General features: G+C 72.7%; 19 protein-coding genes and 1 pseudogene. 16 read left to right on the top strand and 4 right to left on the bottom strand.

The window, feature by feature from the left end:
- Positions 1–36: 36 nt before the first annotated feature.
- Positions 37–504, bottom strand: coding sequence for an RDD family protein (locus tag OG933_RS31120; RefSeq protein WP_362528116.1), 468 nt, complete (start codon positions 502–504; stop codon positions 37–39).
- A gap of 197 nt (positions 505–701) precedes the next feature.
- Between OG933_RS31120 and glnA the strand changes: the two genes are divergently transcribed.
- From glnA to OG933_RS31095, 5 genes are all read left to right on the top strand, one after another.
- Complete coding sequence (gene glnA / locus OG933_RS31115) at positions 702–2111, top strand: type I glutamate--ammonia ligase (RefSeq protein ID WP_054237964.1); 1410 nt, start codon at positions 702–704, stop codon at positions 2109–2111.
- A 140-nt stretch (positions 2112–2251) separates the two neighbouring features.
- On the top strand, positions 2252–2509 hold the full coding sequence (locus tag OG933_RS31110; RefSeq protein WP_362528119.1) for a hypothetical protein: 258 nt from the start codon (positions 2252–2254) through the stop codon (positions 2507–2509).
- A 64-nt stretch (positions 2510–2573) separates the two neighbouring features.
- Positions 2574–3815 (top strand): hypothetical protein, encoded by a 1242-nt coding sequence (locus tag OG933_RS31105; protein WP_405633573.1) that lies wholly within the window; start codon positions 2574–2576, stop codon positions 3813–3815.
- A 165-nt stretch (positions 3816–3980) separates the two neighbouring features.
- Positions 3981–4901 carry a zinc metalloprotease HtpX gene (htpX, locus tag OG933_RS31100; protein WP_028806311.1) on the top strand — a complete coding sequence of 307 codons (921 nt, stop codon included), beginning with the start codon at positions 3981–3983 and terminating at the stop codon, positions 4899–4901.
- A 2-nt stretch (positions 4902–4903) separates the two neighbouring features.
- Positions 4904–5524 (top strand): hypothetical protein, encoded by a 621-nt coding sequence (locus OG933_RS31095; RefSeq protein ID WP_405630109.1) that lies wholly within the window; start codon positions 4904–4906, stop codon positions 5522–5524.
- Between the two features lie 16 nt (positions 5525–5540).
- On the opposite strand, the gene OG933_RS31090 is transcribed toward OG933_RS31095, so the two are convergent.
- The gene (locus OG933_RS31090; protein ID WP_405630106.1) at positions 5541–5831 is read right to left on the bottom strand and encodes a hypothetical protein; all 291 of its coding nucleotides are present in this window, start codon (positions 5829–5831) and stop codon (positions 5541–5543) included.
- Positions 5832–6017: 186 nt separating this feature from the next.
- Here OG933_RS31090 and OG933_RS31085 point away from each other — a divergent pair.
- A pseudogene (locus OG933_RS31085) lies at positions 6018–6764 on the top strand (alpha/beta hydrolase); the annotation flags it as partial.
- A gap of 28 nt (positions 6765–6792) precedes the next feature.
- Here the strand turns inward: OG933_RS31085 and OG933_RS31080 are convergent.
- Positions 6793–8133, bottom strand: coding sequence for a DUF2252 domain-containing protein (locus OG933_RS31080; RefSeq protein ID WP_362528129.1), 1341 nt, complete (start codon positions 8131–8133; stop codon positions 6793–6795).
- A 286-nt stretch (positions 8134–8419) separates the two neighbouring features.
- Between OG933_RS31080 and OG933_RS31075 the strand changes: the two genes are divergently transcribed.
- Positions 8420–9616, top strand: coding sequence for a winged helix DNA-binding domain-containing protein (locus OG933_RS31075; RefSeq protein WP_405630103.1), 1197 nt, complete (start codon positions 8420–8422; stop codon positions 9614–9616).
- 122 nt (positions 9617–9738) lie between these two features.
- Here OG933_RS31075 and OG933_RS31070 read toward each other — a convergent pair whose 3' ends face one another.
- Positions 9739–10053 (bottom strand): hypothetical protein, encoded by a 315-nt coding sequence (locus tag OG933_RS31070; protein WP_020126724.1) that lies wholly within the window; start codon positions 10051–10053, stop codon positions 9739–9741.
- A gap of 141 nt (positions 10054–10194) precedes the next feature.
- Here OG933_RS31070 and OG933_RS31065 point away from each other — a divergent pair, with 141 nt between their 5' ends.
- The 9 genes from OG933_RS31065 to OG933_RS31025 all read left to right on the top strand — a co-directional run bounded on the left by OG933_RS31065 (position 10195) and on the right by OG933_RS31025 (position 19480).
- Positions 10195–10554 (top strand): ArsC/Spx/MgsR family protein, encoded by a 360-nt coding sequence (locus OG933_RS31065; protein WP_405630099.1) that lies wholly within the window; start codon positions 10195–10197, stop codon positions 10552–10554.
- A 173-nt stretch (positions 10555–10727) separates the two neighbouring features.
- Positions 10728–11417: a hypothetical protein gene (locus OG933_RS31060; protein WP_405630096.1), complete on the top strand. Its 690-nt coding sequence runs from the start codon at positions 10728–10730 to the stop codon at positions 11415–11417.
- A 127-nt stretch (positions 11418–11544) separates the two neighbouring features.
- Positions 11545–12246, top strand: a complete 702-nt coding sequence (locus tag OG933_RS31055; protein ID WP_327182646.1) for a hypothetical protein — start codon at positions 11545–11547, stop codon at positions 12244–12246.
- A 306-nt stretch (positions 12247–12552) separates the two neighbouring features.
- Positions 12553–13584 carry a glutamine synthetase gene (gene glnII / locus OG933_RS31050; protein ID WP_362528142.1) on the top strand — a complete coding sequence of 344 codons (1032 nt, stop codon included), beginning with the start codon at positions 12553–12555 and terminating at the stop codon, positions 13582–13584.
- Positions 13585–13656: 72 nt separating this feature from the next.
- Positions 13657–15489 carry a HEAT repeat domain-containing protein gene (locus OG933_RS31045; RefSeq protein ID WP_405630092.1) on the top strand — a complete coding sequence of 611 codons (1833 nt, stop codon included), beginning with the start codon at positions 13657–13659 and terminating at the stop codon, positions 15487–15489.
- Positions 15490–15807: 318 nt separating this feature from the next.
- The gene (locus OG933_RS31040) at positions 15808–16401 is read left to right on the top strand and encodes a winged helix-turn-helix domain-containing protein (protein WP_362528147.1); all 594 of its coding nucleotides are present in this window, start codon (positions 15808–15810) and stop codon (positions 16399–16401) included.
- Positions 16402–16467: 66 nt separating this feature from the next.
- On the top strand, positions 16468–17505 hold the full coding sequence (locus OG933_RS31035; RefSeq protein ID WP_405630089.1) for an NAD-dependent epimerase/dehydratase family protein: 1038 nt from the start codon (positions 16468–16470) through the stop codon (positions 17503–17505).
- Positions 17506–17558: 53 nt separating this feature from the next.
- Positions 17559–18839, top strand: a complete 1281-nt coding sequence (locus OG933_RS31030; protein WP_405630086.1) for a sensor histidine kinase — start codon at positions 17559–17561, stop codon at positions 18837–18839.
- Positions 18824–19480, top strand: a complete 657-nt coding sequence (locus OG933_RS31025; RefSeq protein ID WP_362528156.1) for a response regulator transcription factor — start codon at positions 18824–18826, stop codon at positions 19478–19480. The genes OG933_RS31030 and OG933_RS31025 overlap by 16 nt, the downstream gene beginning before the upstream one ends.
- Positions 19481–19496: the final 16 nt, after the last annotated feature.

The raw sequence follows: 19496 nt of genomic DNA, 5'->3' as shown, positions 1-19496 counted from the left end.
TTCGTCGTACCGGAACCCGCCGGCCGTGGCGGAAACTCAGATCCGGACCTCCACGGTGCGGGCCAGGCGGTCGTGCAGGCCACGGCCGTCGCGGTCCCAGATCAGGGCCGGGACGGCCAGGCAGAGCAGGATCGTGCGCGCCACGGCGCGCAGGGGGCTGACCGCGCCGGTCCCGACGGACACCACACGCAGGCCGAACAGGCGCTTGCCCGGGGTGGAGCCGACCGTACCGACCGTCAGGACGCTCAGCACGAAGAAGACCAGCAAGGCCCAGTTGCTCGTCGCCGGGCGGTAGCCGTCCGTGATCAAGCTGTATGCGATCAAGACGCCGAATCCCCAGTCCACGGCCAGCGCACCGAGCCGCCGGCCGGGGCGGGCGATCGAGCCCGGCCCGTCCTCCGGCAGACCGAGCTGCTCACCCCTGTATCCGAAGTCGACACCGGCTTCCTCAGCGGCTGCGCGGGGGCCCGAGAGCCACGAGCCGATTGCATCCCTGTTGTCCACCCGACCACGGTACTGCGCCCGTTTCGCGATACGGACAGGTGGGGTACACCGGGCAGGCTCCGGTTAACTTGTGCGAAACAAATGGGTCACGCCCGAGAAATCACCCGTCCCTAGGGTCGATGACAGCGTGTGCCACCGCACTGGCCGCACGAACGAACTACCACCCCGGCTCGACGGCCGGGAGTAGGAGGAGCTGGATGTTCCAGAACGCCGACGAGGCCAAGAAGTTCATCGCGGACGAGGACGTCAAGTTCGTCGACGTCCGCTTCTGCGACCTGCCGGGCGTCATGCAGCACTTCACGCTGCCGGTCGAGGCGTTCGACCCGGACGAGGAGCTGGCCTTCGACGGCTCGTCGATCCGCGGCTTCCAGGCCATCCACGAGTCCGACATGGCGCTGCGCGCCGACCTGTCGACCTCGCGCGTGGACCCCTTCCGCCGCGACAAGACGCTGAACATCAACTTCTTCATCCACGACCCGATCACGGGCGAGCAGTACTCCCGTGACCCGCGCAACGTGGCGAAGAAGGCGGAGGCGTACCTGGCGTCGACCGGTATCGCCGACACCGCGTACTTCGGCCCCGAGGCCGAGTTCTACGTCTTCGACAGCGTGCGCTTCCAGACCTCGGCGAACGAGTCCTTCTACCACATCGACTCCGAGGCCGGCGCCTGGAACACCGGTGCGATCGAGAACAACCGCGGCTACAAGGTCCGCTACAAGGGCGGCTACTTCCCGACCCCGCCGGTCGACCACTTCGCCGACCTGCGTGCGGAGATCTCCCTGGAGCTGGCCGCGTCCGGCCTCCAGGTCGAGCGTCAGCACCACGAGGTGGGCACCGCCGGCCAGGCCGAGATCAACTACAAGTTCAACACGCTGCTCGCCGCGGCCGACGACCTCCAGCTCTTCAAGTACATCGTGAAGAACGTCGCCTGGCGCAACGGCAAGACCGCGACCTTCATGCCGAAGCCGATCTTCGGCGACAACGGCTCGGGCATGCACGTCCACCAGTCGCTGTGGACCGGCGGTTCCCCGCTGTTCTACGACGAGGCCGGCTACGCGGGTCTGTCGGACATGGCCCGCTACTACATCGGCGGCATCCTCAAGCACGCCCCGTCGCTGCTGGCCTTCACCAACCCGACGGTGAACTCCTACCACCGTCTGGTCCCGGGCTTCGAGGCCCCGGTCAACCTGGTGTACTCGCAGCGCAACCGCTCCGCGGCCATGCGTATCCCGATCACGGGCTCCAACCCGAAGGCCAAGCGCGTCGAGTTCCGCGCGCCCGACTCCTCCGGCAACCCGTACCTGGCGTTCTCCGCCCTGCTGCTCGCGGGCCTGGACGGCATCAAGAACAAGATCGAGCCGGCCGAGCCGATCGACAAGGACCTCTACGAGCTGGCCCCCGAGGAGCACGCGGGCGTCGCGCAGGTCCCGACCTCGCTCCCGGCCGTCCTCGACCGCCTCGAGGCGGACCACGAGTTCCTGCTCGCCGGTGACGTCTTCACGTCCGACCTGATCGAGACGTGGATCGACTACAAGCGCACCAACGAGATCGCCCCGCTCCAGCTGCGCCCGCACCCGCACGAGTTCGAGCTGTACTTCGACGTGTGATCGACCCCGGGCCGACAGGTCCGTGAGCCTTCGGGTCCGCCCCCGTTCCTGTTTCTCAGGGACGGGGGCGTCGTCGTATGGTTTCTGGCACTGCTGTTCGACTGGGAGACCTCGACAGAGGTGACGGGGGAGAGACGGGAATGCCCGAACAGGATGATGTGGAGCGGGAGTTCGACCTCAAGTGGGCGGACGACGCGGCGCACAAGGAACCCTCGGCGCGGGCCAGGATGCTGGCCGCCCGCTGGAAGGAGAACCCACCCGAGCCGGTCCCGTTCCGCGGCGACCCGGACCGGGTGGCATCGCCCCGCTCGTCCTGGCTGTCGACGACGCTTGTCCTGGGCTGCGTGGCCGCGGTGATCCTCCTGCTGGGGTACACGCGGTTCCGGGCGCAGTACTGAGGTGCGGGAACTACGGGAGGACATCAGGGGCGGGTCGGCGGCAGCAGTGCGGCTCGCCGGGGGCATGGCCCTGGCGAACGCGATCGTCGTCACCGATCCACGGGCCTGGATCGCGTTGGACGAGGCGGCCCGGGCGGTGCTCCCGTACCACCTCGACGGTCTGCCGCAGTGGGAGCAAGCCGCCCAGCTGCCGGCCGATCTGTCGCTGCTCGACGAGCCCCGGCTGGCACTCGCCCTCTGCCATCGTGACGGTTGGACGCGTGAGGCGGCGCTGGGGCCGGCTGCTCGGTACCCCGACCTGCTGCCGCTGGTCGTCCTGCGGTGCGCCGACTGGGTGGCACCGGTGCGCGAGCGCGCCCGAAAGGTGCTCCGCGAGGTTCTCGACCCCGGTGCCGCCGTCACGCTCGCGCCGCTGATCCTGCTCCTCGGGCGCCGGGGCCAGGGCGCCTTCGCGACGGAGTTGCTCGCCGAGGTGTTCCGCGGGGCGCCCCGCGAACGGCTCGCGTGTCTGTATACGCACCCCGATCGCACCGTACGCCGCTTCGCGTACCGGCTCGCGGTCGCGCAACGGCTCCTCTCCCCCGGCCGGCTCGCCCGGGTCGCCGCCGGCGACTTCGACACCGTCGTCCAGAACCTGTGCGCGGACGCCGCCCTGGCCGCCATGGTGGACGAGGACCCCGACGACGTACTCCTGCCGTTGCTCGCCGCGCGCAACCCGCGGGTCCGTTCCGCCGGGGTGACCGCGCTGCGGCGGGCCGGGCGGGCGGAGCGGGCCGTGGGGTTCCTGGCCGACCGGGCGGAGCTCGTGCGGGCCTGCGCGCGGTATGTCGTACGGCAGCACGGGGGCGATCCGCTGTCCTGGTACCGGGAGCGGTGCGCGGAGCCGGGCGATCCCGCCCTGCCGCCGGGTGCCGCCGCCGGGCTCGCGGAGTGCGGGGAGCGAAGCGACGCCGAGGTGCTGTGGTCGCTCGTCCGGCATCCGGTCCCGGGCGTGCGGGCGCGGGCCGTGGCGGGACTGCGCGTGCTGGACGCGGCCGACGCGCGGCGGCTGTTGCCGATGCTCGACGACCCGGCGCCGGGAGTGGTGCGGGAGGTGACCGCGGCGGTGCTGCCCTCGGCAGCGCTGTTGCCGCAGGAGTGGCTCGTCGAACGGCTCGGCACCGGGTGGCCACGGGCGGTGCGGATCGCCGCGTTCCGGCTGCTTGCGGAGCGGGGTGGGGCCGCGGGGCAGCGGGCCCTGATCGCGCTGCAGACCGATCCCGACGAGGAGCTGCGGCTGCGGGCGACGCGGGCCGCACGACGCTGAGACCGGGGCGGAACGGGGACGGAACGGGGGCGGATCCGCGCCGGTGGTCGTGGCGGGCGGGCTCGGGGAGCTTTTGCTCCGCCTAGGTTCGTTCGGGGACCGTTCATGGGGGTGGGGCGGTGCACACTGGCAGTGGGGCGAGTGCCTGACTGCGGGGTGATGCAGATGCAGAGCCGTTTCCGGAGCGACCGACGGCTGACCGTGCGGATGACGGTCACGTTGTTCCTGCTCGGACTGTTGTACGTGGCGTTCGTCGCCGCGTTGATCGTGTTGCTGAAGTCATGGGTGCTGGTCGCGGTCGTCGCGGTGGCGATGCTGGGCGCGCAGTACTGGTTCTCCGACCGGGTCGCGCTGTTCGCGATGCGTGGGCGGGTCGTGGAACGCGAGGAGTATCCCGAGCTGCATGCCGTGATCGACCGGCTGTGCGCGATCGCGGACATGCCCAAGCCGGTGGTCGCCGTCTCGCAGATGGGCATGCCCAACGCGTTCGCGACGGGGCGCAATCCCGACCACGCGGTGGTCTGCGTGACGACCGGGCTGCTGGCCCGGCTGGAGCCGGCCGAGCTGGAGGGCGTGCTCGCGCACGAGCTGTCGCATGTGGCGCACAAGGACGTGGCGGTGATCACGGTCGCGTCGTTCCTGGGCGTGATCGCGGGGCTGATCGTGCGGTTCGCGTTCTACTCGCAGGTGTTCGGCGGCGCGCGCAGGGACCAGAACGCCGCGGTCGTCTTCGCCGCCGTGATGGGTGTCTCGGCGGCCGTGTACGCGATCAGTTTCCTGCTCATCCGGGCCCTGTCCCGCTACCGGGAGCTGGCGGCGGACCGGGCGGCGGCGCAACTGACCGGCCGCCCCTCGGCGCTGGCCTCCGCGCTGACGAAGGTCTCCGGCGACCTGGCCCGCATCCCCACGAAGGACCTGCGGACGGTCCAGGCCTTCAACGCCTTCTACTTCACCCCGGCGCTGGGTTCCGAGCCCGGTCTGGCGGGGCTGTTCTCGACCCACCCGAGCCTGGAGCAGCGGCTCGAGCAGCTGGGGCGGATCTCCGCCGAGCTGGGCGAGGCGGCCGCGCCGGGGAAGGCGGGCTGATCATGGGGCTGCTGGACATCCTGCTCGGCCGGACCAAGCCGGTCGTGCCCGACCTGGACCAGCTGTTCGCGCTGCCTTCGGCGGCCGTCACGCTGGAGGCGGCGGCCGGGTTCACCCCGACCGGGCAGGGTGCCGTGTGCTTCGCGACCGTCGAGGGCTCGGCCTTCGAGCAGACGCATCGCGAGGTACAGGCGCTCCTGGACGCGGACACCGAGCGCACCGGCCCCCCGGTGCGGCTCGTGCGGGACGACTACGGCTACTCCTGGCTGCTCTCGCAGCGCACCCCCGACCAGCTGCCGCTGCTGGTCAACGACCTGCACGCGGTGAACAGCGCGATGGAGGTCAACGGTTTCGGGCCGCAGTTGCTGTGTTCCCTCGCCGGGTTCGAGGACCGGCGGGACGGGACGGAGGAGGCGGGGACGGAGCAGGCGGGCGGCCGCCGGCTGGCGCTCGTGTACCTGTACAAGCGGGGTTCCTTCTACCCGTTCGCGCCGCTGCCCGGTCCGGGGCAGCGGCGCGACGGCGCACTGGAGCTGCAGGTGCAGGCCGCCCTCACGGGCGACCTGCGGATCGAGCAGGACCTGGGCCGCTGGTTCCCGGTGTGGGGAGCCCCCGGCCTGTAGGCGGACCGGGCGGGCCCTACCTGCCGCGCTCGCGCTCCTGACGGCGGGACTCCAGGGGGCGCTCGCGACGGTAGCGGCGCTCCCACTTGGCCTGCTTGTCACGGCGGTCGCGGTACGCCTTGTACGACGTCGGCGCGGTTCCCGCGCTCGGCGCGGGGCCGGGCGCGGACGATGCGGACGGTGCGGACGAGTCGAGCCCGTAGCGCACGTACAGGAACAGCACGCCGGCCGCGGCGAGCCAGTAGAGCGGGTTTCCGAATCCCAGGACCACCAGGACGACGGCCCCGGAGAGAACGACGGTGCCCATGGTGTACCTCCTTCCTGGGCAGGGACGGTGACTGAGCGTGGCGAGGGGGGTGGGGTGGTGCCTTCAGCGTAGGGAGTCCGTCACTCAACGTGCATCTCCTTTTCCGCGGGCCTGGAGTCGGGCGACATGGAGGAACACCTCCGCCAGGCGATCAAGGCGGCCCGGACGGAATCCGCCCATGAGTGAATGGGGCCCATGAGCGAACTGTCTCCCTTCACGCACGCGTACGACGGTGAGCGGCTCAGCGGGGTGCACGGCGGTGGTCCGGGAACGGTCACCGCCGTTCTGCTGCACGGCGCCGGCAACGGCAGCAAGGAGCGACTCCTGCCGCTGGCCCGCGAGTTCACCGGCCGCGGCTGCCGCGCTCTCGCCCTCGACTTCTCCGGGCACGGTGAAAGCAGCGGCGAACTGAGGGAGTCGAGCCTGCGCCGGCGCTTCGAGCAGGCGGTCTCCGTGATCGACACGTACGTCCCGGCGGACGGGACGCTGGTGCTCGTCGGGTTCAGCATGAGCGGGCAGACGGTCGCCGACCTGGCCGCGTTCTACCGGGACCGGGTCACGGCCCTGGGCCTCTGCGCGCCCGCGGTGTACGCGGCCCGCGCGTGGGACGTTCCCTTCGGCGAGGGGAACGGGGAGTTCAGCGCGATCATCCGCAGGCCCGTGAGCTGGCGGGAGGCGCCCGCGCTCGATGTGCTGCGCGCGTACGAGGGCCGGGCGGTGCTCGCCGTGCCGGGCACCGACACGGTGATCCCGCCGCAGGTGACCGAGGCGGTCCAGGACGCGCTCGCCACCCGCGCCCGGTACACGAGGTTCGAACTGCCCGCCGCGGGACACCGGCTGGGCCTGTGGTTCCAGGACCACGCGGACGACCGGCGCGCGTTCGTGACCGCCGTGCTGGCCGGCCCGGACGGAGGCGGGCGGACGGCGGCGCGTCCCTGACCGGCCGGGCGCCCTGCGGTGCTCAGACGCCCGGCGCCGCGCTCACCACGCCCGCCACGACCGCCGCGCCCAGGATCGCGTGGTCGGCGGCGGTCCGGTCGGCGTAGGTCAGGGCGAAGTCGGCGACGGCGCGTTCGAAGGTGTCGGCACCGCCGAGGTAACCGGCGATGGCGACGCGGTCGCCTGACCGGGCGTGGGCGCGGGCCAGGGCGGTGCCGCACAGCCGGGCGTACTCCGCGAGGTCGGCCGGGGACATCCCGGCGACGCCCCCGGAGTTCTTCAGATCGCGCAGCTGACGCCAGTAGAAGGCGCGGCTCTGCGGCCCGGTCATCCAGCCCAGGAAGACGTCCCCGGCGGCCTGGAGCAGCCGCTGCCCGGCGACGACCCGGTGGCCGGGATGGACGTACGGGCCGCTGGGCAGGTGCTCCTCCAGGACGGACGCGCGGGCCTCCTTGATCTGGAGGAACAGCGGGTCGTCGGTGTCGCGCCCGGCGAGCAGCACGATGAAGCAGCGGGTGCCGACGCTGCCGACGCCGACGACCTTGCGGGCGGCCTCGACGAAGCGGTAGCGGTCCAGCAGCAGGCGGCGCTCCTCGGTGAGGGTGGAGCGGTAGTCGCTGAAGATCTTGCGCAGGGCGGCGCTGTCGGAGGCGCCGGCGGGTTCGATGAGCGGCGGGTCGTGGATGATGCGGCGGCGGCCGTCGACGACCTCGGTGAGTTTGTCGAGGGCCTGAAGGCTGGTGCGGCGGCGGGCGCGGGTGAGGCTGCCCCCGGCCCGTCCGCGGCGCCGGGCGGCGCGCAGCAGGGGCAGCAGCCGTTCGGCGTCGATGCGCTCGTACCAGACGGCGAGCTCGTCGAGCCGGGACAGCCGGCGTATGGCGGTGCGGTAGGCGGCCACGGCCTCCAGGGCGGCGCGGTGCACCCTGGGCTCGGGGTGGCCGTTCTCGCGGGCGGCCACCGCGACGGAGGCGGCGAGCCGTTTGACGTCCCACTCGAAGGGCCCGGGGAACGTCTCGTCGAAGTCGTTGAGGTCGAAGAGCAGCCCTCGCTCCGGGGAGGCGTACAACCCGAAGTTGAGCAGATGGGCGTCGCCGCACAGCTGCACCGTCAGCCCGGTGTGCGGCTGCGACGCGAGGTCGGCGGCCATGAGGGCGGCGGAGCCGCGCAGGAAGGCGGACGGCGAGGCGGCCATCCGCCCGTACCGGATCGGCAGCAGCTCGGGCAGCCTGTCCCGGCCCTGCCGCTCCAGCACGGCGACGGGGTCGGGCCGGTCGACGGACGGGACCCAGAGGGCGTGGGCGGAACGCGAGACGCGCTTGCGGGCGTCCCGGCCGCGTCGGGCACGGTCGGTGGGGGTGGTCATCCGCGTCGCCTTCGCACCACATCCGCCTCCCGGTTCACCACATTTCCCGGCCTCCTGTTCGCAGTGAAGGCCGGGAGGGGAGCGCCCGCATGTCGGGTACGTCGAACGGGTGACAGCCGGCGCGCCCGGCAGCCCCGGCCGCCTCGGCGGTCCTGGAGCGCCCCGGAGGGTTCGGGTGCCGTCGGCGTCACGGGCGTCGGGACCCGATTGTCAGTGGTGTCGGGAAGGATGGCGGGCAGGGACGAGTGCCGGACGGCGACGGGGCGACGAGGGGTGGAGGCCGGTCATGGGTGAGGGGCTGCGGTACATCGGTGTGGCGGAGCGGCGGGCGCGGCTGGCCCTGCGGCACCGGCTGGCCCCGCGGGCGCGGGTCGCTACACCCGAGGCGGTGGCCGACGCGCTCCTCGCCCTGCACGGCTCGGACCCGGCGACGGTGTACCTGGCGGTCGGCGCCCGCCTCGCCGACCCGGCGGCGACGGTAGCGGAGACCGACCGGGCGCTGTACGAGGACCGGAGCCTCGTCCGGATGCACGGCATGCGGCACACCGTCTTCGTCTTCCCGGCGGAGTCGACGGCGGTCGTGCACGCCTCGACCGGCCTCGCGGTCGCCGCGCGGGAGCGGGCCACTCTGGTGAAGGACATGGCGAAGGCCGGCGCACCGGACGCGGCCTGGCTGAAGGAGGTCGAGGAGTCGGCGCTGGCCGCCCTGGCCCGGCTCGGCCAGGCGACCGCGGCCGAGCTGGCCCGCGAGGAGCCGCGTCTGCGGGAGCAGTTCGTGTACGCGGCGGGGAAGCCCTACGAGGGCGTCCACACCGTCGTGACGCGGCTGCTGAGGGTGCTGGGGGTGGAGGGCAAGGTGGTCAGGGGGCGGCCCCTGGGCTCGTGGACGTCGAGCCAGTTCCGCTGGGCTCTGGCCCCCGAGCACGCCGAACTGCCGGTGGCGCAGGCCCAGTCGGAGCTGCTGCGGCACTGGCTGACGGCGTGCGGCCCGGCCACGGAGGCCGATCTGAAGTGGTGGACGGGGTGGAAGGTGACGGACGTCCGCCGGGCGCTGACGGCGATCGGGGCGCGTGCGGTGACGCTGGACGAGGGGACGGGGTACGTCGTCGAGGACGACGTTGATGCCGTGCCCACCCCCGGCGAACCGTGGGCGGCCCTGCTGCCCGGCCTCGATCCGACGGCCATGGGCTGGCAGGCCCGGGACTGGTATCTGGCCCCGGAGCTGCGCCCCGCCCTGTTCGACTACAGCGGGAACGTGGGCCCGACGGTGTGGTGGAACGGCCGGGTGGTGGGGAGTTGGGCGCAACGGGCCGACGGCGAGATCGTGTGGCGGATCCTGGCCGGCGAGGACAAGGGCGAGGGCGTGGGTGCCGAGGCGAAGGCGGCGATCGAGGCGGAGGCGGCACGGTTGGAGTCGTGGCTGGGGGCGACCCGGGTGACACCGAGGTTCCGCACCCCGGTGGAGAAGGACCTGGTGAGGTGACCCCCGGTCCCGCGTCCGTCCCCGGAGTCCCTGCCCTCGTCCCCGCCCCCGCCCCTGCCCTGGACACCGACACCGACACCGACGCCGGGTGCCGTCACCGGGAACGGCACCCGGCGCCCGGTTCAGCGTGAGTACCGCAGCAGCGCCCGCACCATGTGGCACGTCGTGTCCGACGGCGAGTGAACGCCGATCAGCTCCGCCGTGCTGCGGATCTTCTCGTTACGGGCCTGGTTCGGCATATACACGCCCAGGTCGAGCAGGGCGATGGCGAGGCGCATCGCCTTCAGGCGACGGTTGTGCGTGACGTACCAATCGCGCGGTCGCCCGGGCGGCAACGGCCGCTTCTCGACGGGCACATAGGGCAGGTCGAGCTGGACGGAACGCTTCGCGGTGGACTGGGTCGGCAACGGCTTCGGCTTCAGTGCGGCAGCGGGCACAGGCATCCTCCTGTCGCGGTCAGGGCCCGGTCCGGAACCTCCGGCGAACCCTCGAACACTGCTTCTATTCTACTGCCCACCACTGACAATCGCCCCTGATCACAAGGGCTTTCGCGGCTTCGGACCGCTACCGTGTGCCGCATGGAGATCTGGATCAACCCCGCCTGTTCCAAGTGCCGCAGCGCCCTCACAGTCCTCGACGCCGAGGGCGCCGACTACACCGTCCGGCGCTACCTGGAGGACGTGCCGAGCGAGGACGAGATCGCGGCCGTACTCGACCGCCTCGGCCTGGAGCCCTGGGACATCACACGCACCCAGGAGACCGTGGCCGCGGAGCTCGGCCTGAAGGACTGGGCGCGGGACGCGAGTGCCCGTGGACGCTGGATCACCGCGCTCGCCGCGCACCCCCGGCTCATCCAGCGCCCCATCATCACGGCGGACGACGGCAGCGCGCTGGTGGCCCGCACCGACGAGGCCGTACGGGACGCGTTGTCCCGTTAGGGGCGCGCCGGCCGGCCGGACGACGATCCGTCCGGCGGCGGGCGTCGGCGCGCCGCGCACTGCTACCCTCCGCCGCCATGACCTTCGGTGATCAAGGGCTCGGGTTCCCTCCCGAGCGGGGGCGAATACGACGGCGTCGGCGGGCCCGGCGTTCGGCGGCCGTCGGATCCTGCGTGGCCCTCGTCGCCGCCGTGGCCGTCGGCACCCTGCTGATCGCGGACGAGGACGACGGTGACCGGACCACGTCCGCTCCCCCGGCGACCACGACCGCCTCGGGTCTCGCGGCCGTACCGTCCGGCGACGCGGGCCTCCCGTCCGGCACCCCGGGCGCGCTCCCCTCCCTGCTCGCCCGCCCGATCGTCCGGCCGGAGCAGGCGTTCCCCTCGACGAGCGTCCGGCTGCCGGACGGTTCCCGGTACGCCCGCGTCGACCTGTCCACCACCGTCGACTGCGCTCGGGGCGCAACGCCCGCGCTCGCCCGGCTGGTCGAACAGGGCGAGGGGTGCTCCCGGTCGACGGCGGCCCTGTTCACGGACACCGAACGGCGCTCGCAGGTGACGGTCACCGTGCTGAGCTTCGAGCGGGTGCAGGACGCCTCGCGCGTGTTCACGATGGCCTCGGCGGACCCGGTGAGGTATCGGGTGGACCCGCTGGATCCGCCGCCGCAGGCCGGCCTGCCGACGGTCCCGCCGGACTCGGCCGGGGTCTCCCGACGGGCGATGACCGTCCGGTCGGTGGTGTTCGCGAACGGGCGGTGGGGCGACGGCTCGAAGACCGGGGAGGCCGAACTCGCCTCCCGCACCGAGGGGTTGCTCCGGCGGGTCGACGACACGGTGGCTGCGTACGAGGAGGGGAGGAACTGACTTCGGTCCCGCGCCCCGACTCGGGTGTGACGCACACCACTTCGATTGACTCCTGTAACCGCTGAGTAACCTCGTTCGGTATCTCGTACATAGCGGCGTACGCTCCCCTACCCCTCAGGAGGCGCGCATGTCGCGCAGGAGAAGTCTCGGCACGAAGAAGAAGATCGCGCTGCTCGTCAGCGCCGCGGCGGTGGCGGGCGCCGGCGCCTTCGCCATGGCGTCCACCTCGAACGCCTCACAGAGCGGGCAGGACGCCAGGACACTGTCCGCCGGGGACTCGACCGTCTGCGCGGGACTGGCCACGGCGCTCGGCAACAACGAGAAGTTCATCGAGGGCCAGCGGACGAACCCGGACGCGCAGTCCGAGGCCCGGATCGCCAACCGCGAGGCGGTCATCGCGCAGATCAAGGTCCAGCAGCAGGCGTCGGGCTGCGTCGTTGGGGAGTCGGCTCAGGACTCCCAGGCGACACAGCCTTCGCAGGCAGCTTCCGCTCCGGCCGCCTCCGCACCGGCGGCCTCCGCACCGGCCGGAAACACGGGTAACGCCGGTAACGCGGGAAACGGCGGCGGTGCCGCCTCCGGCCAGCAGGTCTGCAACGGTTCCACGGTGACGCTCTCCGGCGAGGGCGGTGCCCCGGCCGCGTCGAGTAACCAGTTCCCGGCGGGGACCAAGCTGAAGGTCACCAACCTGGACAACAACAAGTCCACGACCGTCGAGGTGACCTCGGTCTCCGGCAGCTGCGCCCTGCTCAACAACGCGGCCTTCGAACTGGTCCGTGAGCCCGGCAAGTTCCTGATCCGCCGGGCCCTGATCGAGAAGGTGGGGTGACGTCCGGCCACCGGGCACCTCGGTGCACCGGCGGCCCCCTCCGGAGCATCCCTTGAGGGTGTACGTGTCATCGGTCCTGCTGCTCGCGGCCACGAGCGGCAGGACCGGCGCGTTCGGCGAACCCACCGATTCACTGCTCACACCGTGAGCCGCACCACAGAACCACCAGGTAACACGGGGTTCACATTCGAGCAACGACCGGGAAATCGCCTGTTGACAGTCTGCCCGGCAGACAAGGCGGCGCCCCAGTGCCGCAGCGCCGCAGCACCCGCACGTGCGTCAGACACACCCCGAAGGAAGTGGCCCGTGACCTTCAAGGCTGAGTACATCTGGATCGACGGCACCCAGCCGACGGCGAAGCTCCGTTCCAAGACGAAGATCATCGCGGGTGAGCCCGCCGGTCTCGAGTCGCTGGGAATCTGGGGCTTCGACGGGTCCTCCACGAACCAGGCCGAGGGCCACTCCTCGGACCGTGTCCTCAAGCCGGTCTTCACCTGCCCCGACCCGATCCGCGGCGGCGACGACATCCTCGTCCTGTGCGAGGTCCTCAACATCGACATGACGCCGCACGAGTCCAACACGCGTGCCGCGCTCACCGAGGTCTCCGACAAGTTCGCCGCGCAGGAGCCGATCTTCGGCATCGAGCAGGAGTACACGTTCTTCCAGGACGGCTACCCGCTCGGCTTCCCCAAGGGCGGTTTCCCGGCCCCGCAGGGCGGCTACTACTGCGGTGTCGGCGCGGACGAGATCTTCGGCCGTGAGGTCGTCGAGGCGCACCTGGAGAACTGCCTGGCCGCCGGTCTCGCGATCTCCGGCATCAACGCCGAGGTCATGCCCGGCCAGTGGGAGTTCCAGGTCGGCCCGGTCTCCCCGCTCGAGGTCTCCGACCACCTGTGGGTGGCCCGCTGGCTGCTCTACCGCACGGCCGAGGACTTCGGCATCGCCGCCACCCTCGACCCGAAGCCGGTCAAGGGCGACTGGAACGGCGCCGGCGCGCACACCAACTTCTCCACGAAGGCGATGCGCGAGGGCTACGACGCGATCATCACCGCGTGCGAGTCGCTCGGTGAGGGCTCGAAGCCGCTCGACCACGTCAAGCACTACGGCGCCGGCATCGACGACCGTCTGACGGGCCTGCACGAGACCGCCCCGTGGAACGAGTACTCCTACGGTGTCTCCAACCGTGGTGCCTCGGTCCGTATCCCGTGGCAGGTCGAGCAGGACGGCAAGGGCTACATCGAGGACCGCCGTCCGAACGCGAACGTCGACCCGTACCTGGTGACGCGTCTGATCGTCGACACCTGCTGCTCGGCGCTGGAGAAGGCCGGCCAGGTCTGATCCGCTCCGCGGCTCCAGCGAAGGGGCGCCCGCCGACTCGGCGGGCGCCCCTTGCGCATATCCTGCGCTCCCATGGGGACGGAGAGAGACCGGGCGAGTCTCGAACGCGCCTACGGCTCGACGGGTGACGTACCCGCGCTGCTGCGGGCGCTGGAGTCCACGGACCGGGCCGTGCGCGAGCGGGCGATGGACCGGCTGCATTCCTCCCTGTGCTTCCGGGAGGAGATCCCCACGGCACCCGCGGTGCCGCAGCTGATCCGGCTCGCCCTGCACGGCGCCGGCCCCCGGGCCGAACTGCTCGGCCTGCTGGCCGACCTCGCGAACTGGGCCGGGCACCGGGACGAACGGCAGCGGGCCCGGCGGGCCGTGGCGGAGGCGATGCCGTCCCTGATCCCCTTCGCGCACGACGGCGACCCGGCCGTACGCGAGTCGATGGTGCTGCTGATCGCCGCGTGCGGCCGGGAGTCCGGCCCGGCGACGGCGCCCCTGCTGCGGGACCGGCTCGCCGAGGAGAGCGACCCGCGGGTGCGCGCCCGGGTCGTGACGGCGCTCGGACTGCTGGAGCCGGGCGACGGCGCCTGGCGGCACCGTCTGCTGGCCGACCCCGAGCCCCGGGTCGCGCTCGCCGCCGCCGAGGACCTGCTGCGCACCACCGAACCGCCCCTGCCGCACCCGCTGGTGGACGCCGGCGCGCGGGCGTACACCGCCGCCGCGGAGCAGCCCGAGGAACCGGAGACCTCGCTGTGGCCGGGGCACTACCGGCCGTTCACCGAGCGGCTGCTGGAGGACCCCGAGGCCGCGCTGCGGGCCCTCGACCGGGGGATGCCGCTCGCTTTCGGGATCACCGAGCGCTGGCGGGACAGGGAGGCCGACGTGCTCCCGTGGGCGCTGCGCGAGACGGAGGGCGAGGCCTGGCAGCTGTACCGGCTGGCACAGCTGGCCTGCGCGCTGCCGCCGGAACTGCACGCGCGCGTGCGGGAGCGGGTGCTGCCGTACCTCGCCGACGACAGCCCGGCGGTGCGGGCCGGGGCGGTCACCGCGCTGGCACGCGCGCGCGTGCCGGTGGCGGTGGCGGTCGAGGAGGCGCTGCGGCTGATCGGGGAGGCGCCCGGCGCGTACGACACCGTCCGCGTCGTCAGGGCGGTGACCGACGAGTTCGGGACCGCGGCGGCGCCCGTGGCGCGGGCGGTGGCCCGGCAGGCGGGGGACGGTCACTCGGAGCTGGTCAAGGTGCTGAGTCGGTACCCCGAGGTGGCGGCGGACGTCGTCGAGGAGCTCGCGGGACTGCTGACCCGCCACGGCACCGGCTACCCGTCCGTCGCGGTCGCCGTGCTGACCTCGCTGGGGCGCGCCGCGGGCGACGTGGGCGAACGGGCGCTGCGGATCTGCGTGAGGGAGGGTGTCCACTCCTCGGTCTCGGCGGAGGCCGCGGTGGCCCTCTGGCCGGTCGCCGCGGACCCCGAGCCGGCGCTGTCGTTCCTCCGCCGGGAACTGACCGCCTCGACCTCCTCCTGGGCGACGAACCTCGCGGGCCGGCTCGGTGCCGCCGCCGCACCGCTGCTGCCGTTCATCGAGCCGCTTCTCGCGCCCCGTACCCCGTCCGGCACCCGGGCCGCGGCCGCACTGGCCGTCTGGCGCATCACCGGCAGGACCGAGGACACCGTGGAGCCCCTGGCCCGGGAGGCGCTCGAGTGGCGGAGGTGCCACCCGGACCCGCCCCACCCGGTGCTGACGCTCACGGAGATGGGGCTCCTCCCCCGCTTCGCCGTGGAACCGCTGCGACGCGGGGCCGAGACGCCGCGGCGGGCCGTGAAGGACCTCATGTACGGCGACGCGACGCATCCGGACGACGTGCTGCGGGCCGCCGTCCGAAGGCTCCTCGGGACGGCGCGCGTGGTCGGCTGACGCCGACTTCGCGCCAGGAATCGTCCAAGCTGTGAGCGGAGGCTCCTGTTACGGGCGGGTGTCTGCTTCAATGGGCCCATGGCCAGCTTCCAGAAGTGCACCGCGACGGGTCGTCACGACCTCGAGCCCTTCTGGCCTTCCCGTCAGCACCATGACTTCGACCGGGTGTGTTGCCGCGCGATGAACGCGCCGGCCCTCTAAAGCCGTACACCCCGGCCTTCGGCCAGCGCGCACGACGTACGTCCTCGACGAGCCCGACCACGAATCGCGGCCGTCGTCCTCCCCGACGAACTTCTCGCGCGAAAGAGCTGACCTCTCATGGCGAACACTCGTTCTCTCTCCTCCGCTCCCAGCCTCACCGCCGCCACCCCGAACGGCACCGCCCGCCATCGACTGCGGGCCGTCGACCGGGACGAGGTGGTCGACGTCACCGACTTCCTGCCGCCGGGCGCGACCTGGCTGCCCGCTCCCCCGCACACCCTGCCCGCCCTGCCGGGCCAGCCTCCGATGGTCGGCTACCTGGTGCTCGTCCCGGCCGACCAGCAGCCGCCGTTCCTGCCGGTGGCGGTGCCGGACCGGCCGGCGGCCGAGGAGGCCGCCGAGCCCGAGGGCGCCGGGCGTCCGCTCGTACGGATCGACCCCGTACAGCGCACGGCCGCCGTCGACGGCCAGGAACTCGACCTCACCTACCTGGAGTTCGAGCTGCTCGCGCACCTGGTCGCGCACCCGAACCGGGTGCACACCCGCGACCAGCTCGTCACCACGGTGTGGGGCTACGGTCACGTGGGCGACGGCCGTACGGTCGACGTGCACATCGCCCGGCTGCGCCGCAAGCTGGGCGCACAGCACCGCCAGTCGATCCAGACGGTGCGCCGGGTCGGCTACAAGTACACCCCGCCGACCGCCAACTGACCCACTCGGTCTGCCGACGGCAGAGCACGGTTCCCCGCCGCGTCCGGACCGGGCACAGTCACCGGTATGAGACTTCTGGTGCTGGGTGGTACGGAGTTCGTGGGACGGGCCGTCGTCGAGGCGGCCCTCGGGCGCGGCTGGGACGTGACGGTCTTCAACCGGGGGCGGTTCGCATCCGCCCCCGGTGCCCGGTCGCTGACCGGTGACCGCACCGCGCCCGGCGGCCTCGACGCACTGGCCGAAGGCGACTGGGACGCCGTCGTCGACACCTGGTCGGCGGCGCCCCGCGCGGTGCACGAGGCGGCGCGGCTGCTGCGGGGCCGCGCCCGCCGGTATGTGTACGTGTCGAGCTGCTCGGTGTACACCTGGGCCCCGCCCGCCGGGTACGCCGAGGACGCGCCCGTCGTCGAGGGGGCCGAGCCCGACGCTGAACAGAGCGACTACGCACGGGACAAGCACGGCGGCGAGCTGGCCGTCGTCGGCGCCTTCGGCGCGGGGTCCTCCGTTCTCGTACGGGCCGGGCTGATCCTCGGCCCGTACGAGAACGTCGGACGGCTGCCCTGGTGGCTGACCCGGATCGCCGCCGGTGGTCCGGTCCTCGCACCCGGCCCGCGCGAGCTGCCCCTGCAGTACGTGGACGTCCGCGATCTCGCCGAGTGGATCCTCGGCGCGGTCGAGCGGGAGCTGAGCGGGCCGTACAACCTGATGAGCCCGCAGGGGCACGCGACGATGAGCGAGCTGCTGGAGGCGTGCGTGCGGGCCACCGGCTCGGACGCCGAACTGCGGTGGACGGCGCCGGAGATCATCCTCGACGCGGGCATCGAGCCGTGGACCGAACTGCCCGTGTGGGTGCCGCCGGGCAGCGACATGCACGACGCCCTGCACGCGGCCGACGTCTCCCGGGCGGTGGCGGCGGGCCTGGCCTGCCGTCCCGTGGAGGAGACCGTCGCCGACACCTGGGCCTGGCTGAGGTCGATCGGCGGTGAGGCGCCCCAGCGTCCGGACCGCACCCGCAAGGGCCTCGACCCGGAGGTGGAGGCGAAGGTGCTCGCGGCGGGCACCGGCGGGCCGGGTCCCGAAGGTGTACCTGGCACCACCCTCTGACCGGGGGCGTCGGGCCAGTGACCGCCCCTCCGCGGCTCGGCCAGACTGAGGGCATGAACACCAACACGAAGAGCGGCGAAGGCGGTTCGAGGGCGCGCGGGATGCTGCTCGCCGCCGGACGGGGGCTCGCGCTGGCCGTCGGGTCGCTGCCGCTGAGCATCCTGGGCTTCTGCCTCTCCCTCGTGTCGATGGCGCTGATACCGATCGGGGTCGGGGCCCTCACCACGCCCTACGTGGTGCAGGGGGTGCGCGCCTACGCCGAGCGGCGGCGGGCGCTCGCCGAGCGGTGGGGCGGGGTGCGCATCCCGTCGGCGTACCGGCCGGCCCCCGCCACCGCCAACCCGTTCCGGCGCACCTACGCGCTGCTGCGCGACCCGGCGACCTGGCGGGACCTGCGGTGGCTCCTGGTGGACATGACGGCCGGGTACCTGACCGCGCTGCTGCCGGCCGTCCTGGTCCTCTATCCGCTGGAGGGGCTGGCGCTGGCGGCCGGGCTGTGGCGGGTCGTGGGTGACGGCGACGGCGGCGCCTACTGGTACGCCTTCGTGCCCGTGGACGGCCAGGCCACCGCGCTGGGCGCCGGCGCCCTGGCCGCCGCCCTGCTCTTCGTCGCCCACCGGTACACGGTGAGCGTGTTCCAGGTCCACTTCCTCCTCACCAAGGCCATGCTCACCCCGAGCCAGGCCGAACTGGCCGAGCGGGTACGGGTGTTGACGGAGACCCGGCGGGACGCCGTGGACACCTCGGCCGCCGAACTGCGCCGCATCGAGCGGGATCTGCACGACGGCGCCCAGGCCCGGCTGGTGGCGATGGGCATGGACCTCGGCACCGTCGAGATGCTCGTCGACAAGGACCCGGAGAAGGCCAAGGCTCTGCTCGCGCAGGCCCGCCGGTCGTCCGCCGAGGCGCTCTCCGAGTTGCGCGACCTGGTGCGCGGCATCCACCCGCCGGTACTGGCCGAGCGTGGACTCGGCGACGCCGTACGGGCGTTGGCCCTGCGGCTGCCGGTCACCACCGAGGTGAGCGTCGAGCTCGAGGGCGGCCGGGTGGACGCGCCCGTGGAGTCGGCGGCCTACTTCGCGGTGAGCGAGCTGCTCACCAACGCGGTCAAGCACTCCGGCGCCGGACGGATCTGGGTCGACCTCCATCACGGTGCGGGCCGGCTGCGGATCTCGGTCACCGACGACGGCGCGGGCGGCGCGGCGATCGGGGCCGGCTCGGGTCTCGCGGGTGTCGAGCGGCGGCTGGGTACATTCGACGGCGTCCTGGCCGTCAGCTCTCCTGCCGGCGGTCCCACCATGGTGACCATGGAGATCCCTTGCGTGTTGTCCTAGCCGAGGACCTCTTCCTGCTGCGGGACGGTCTCGTCCGGCTGCTGGAGGCCTACGACTTCGAGATCGCCGCCGCTGTCGAGACCGGGCCCGAACTGGAGCGGGCGCTCGCCGAACTGGAGCCGGACGTCGCCGTGGTCGACGTCCGGCTCCCGCCCACGCACACGGACGAGGGCCTCCAGTGCGCGCTCCGGGCCCGCCGCAGGAGGCCCGGACTGCCGGTGCTCGTCCTCTCCCAGCACGTCGAGCAGCTGTACGCGCGCGAGCTGCTGGCCGACGGCACCGGCGGGATCGGCTACCTGCTGAAGGACCGGGTGTTCGACGCGGAGCAGTTCGTGGACGGCGTACGGCGGGTCGCGGCCGGTGGTACGGCGATGGACCCGCAGGTGATCCAGCAGCTGCTGGCCCGGCGCTCGGGTGACGGACAGGGGCCGGTGGACCGGCTCACGCCGCGCGAGCGGGAGGTGATGGAGCTGATGGCGCAGGGCCGGTCGAACGCGGCGATCGCGGGCAAACTGGTCGTCACCGAGCGGGCGGTCGCCAAGCACACCGCGAACATTTTCGTGAAGCTGGGTTTGGAGGTCTCGGACGACGACAACCGCAGGGTGCTGGCGGTGCTGGCCTACCTGGACCGCGATCGCTGACCTCACCAACTGCTGC

Source organism: Streptomyces sp. NBC_00016 (genome assembly GCF_045040885.1).
Classification (GTDB): domain Bacteria; phylum Actinomycetota; class Actinomycetes; order Streptomycetales; family Streptomycetaceae; genus Streptomyces; species Streptomyces coriariae.
Note: the sequence above shows the minus strand (reverse complement) of the source record. Positions and strands in the feature narration are given on the sequence as shown.

What these genes read in the sequence shown, in the direction of transcription:
- glnA (WP_054237964.1), top strand. Translation starts at nt 702, where the DNA reads ATGTTCCAGAACGCCGACGAGGCCAAGAAGTTCATCGCGGACGAGGAC.
- OG933_RS31110 (WP_362528119.1), top strand. Translation starts at nt 2,252, where the DNA reads ATGCCCGAACAGGATGATGTGGAGCGGGAGTTCGACCTCAAGTGGGCG.
- OG933_RS31105 (WP_405633573.1), top strand. Translation starts at nt 2,574, where the DNA reads ATGGCCCTGGCGAACGCGATCGTCGTCACCGATCCACGGGCCTGGATC.
- htpX (WP_028806311.1), top strand. Translation starts at nt 3,981, where the DNA reads ATGCAGAGCCGTTTCCGGAGCGACCGACGGCTGACCGTGCGGATGACG.
- OG933_RS31095 (WP_405630109.1), top strand. Translation starts at nt 4,904, where the DNA reads ATGGGGCTGCTGGACATCCTGCTCGGCCGGACCAAGCCGGTCGTGCCC.
- OG933_RS31090 (WP_405630106.1), bottom strand. Translation starts at nt 5,831, where the DNA reads ATGGGCACCGTCGTTCTCTCCGGGGCCGTCGTCCTGGTGGTCCTGGGA.
- OG933_RS31080 (WP_362528129.1), bottom strand. Translation starts at nt 8,133, where the DNA reads ATGACCACCCCCACCGACCGTGCCCGACGCGGCCGGGACGCCCGCAAG.
- OG933_RS31075 (WP_405630103.1), top strand. Translation starts at nt 8,420, where the DNA reads ATGGGTGAGGGGCTGCGGTACATCGGTGTGGCGGAGCGGCGGGCGCGG.
- OG933_RS31065 (WP_405630099.1), top strand. Translation starts at nt 10,195, where the DNA reads ATGGAGATCTGGATCAACCCCGCCTGTTCCAAGTGCCGCAGCGCCCTC.
- OG933_RS31055 (WP_327182646.1), top strand. Translation starts at nt 11,545, where the DNA reads ATGTCGCGCAGGAGAAGTCTCGGCACGAAGAAGAAGATCGCGCTGCTC.
- OG933_RS31045 (WP_405630092.1), top strand. Translation starts at nt 13,657, where the DNA reads ATGGGGACGGAGAGAGACCGGGCGAGTCTCGAACGCGCCTACGGCTCG.
- OG933_RS31040 (WP_362528147.1), top strand. Translation starts at nt 15,808, where the DNA reads ATGGCGAACACTCGTTCTCTCTCCTCCGCTCCCAGCCTCACCGCCGCC.
- OG933_RS31035 (WP_405630089.1), top strand. Translation starts at nt 16,468, where the DNA reads ATGAGACTTCTGGTGCTGGGTGGTACGGAGTTCGTGGGACGGGCCGTC.
- OG933_RS31030 (WP_405630086.1), top strand. Translation starts at nt 17,559, where the DNA reads ATGAACACCAACACGAAGAGCGGCGAAGGCGGTTCGAGGGCGCGCGGG.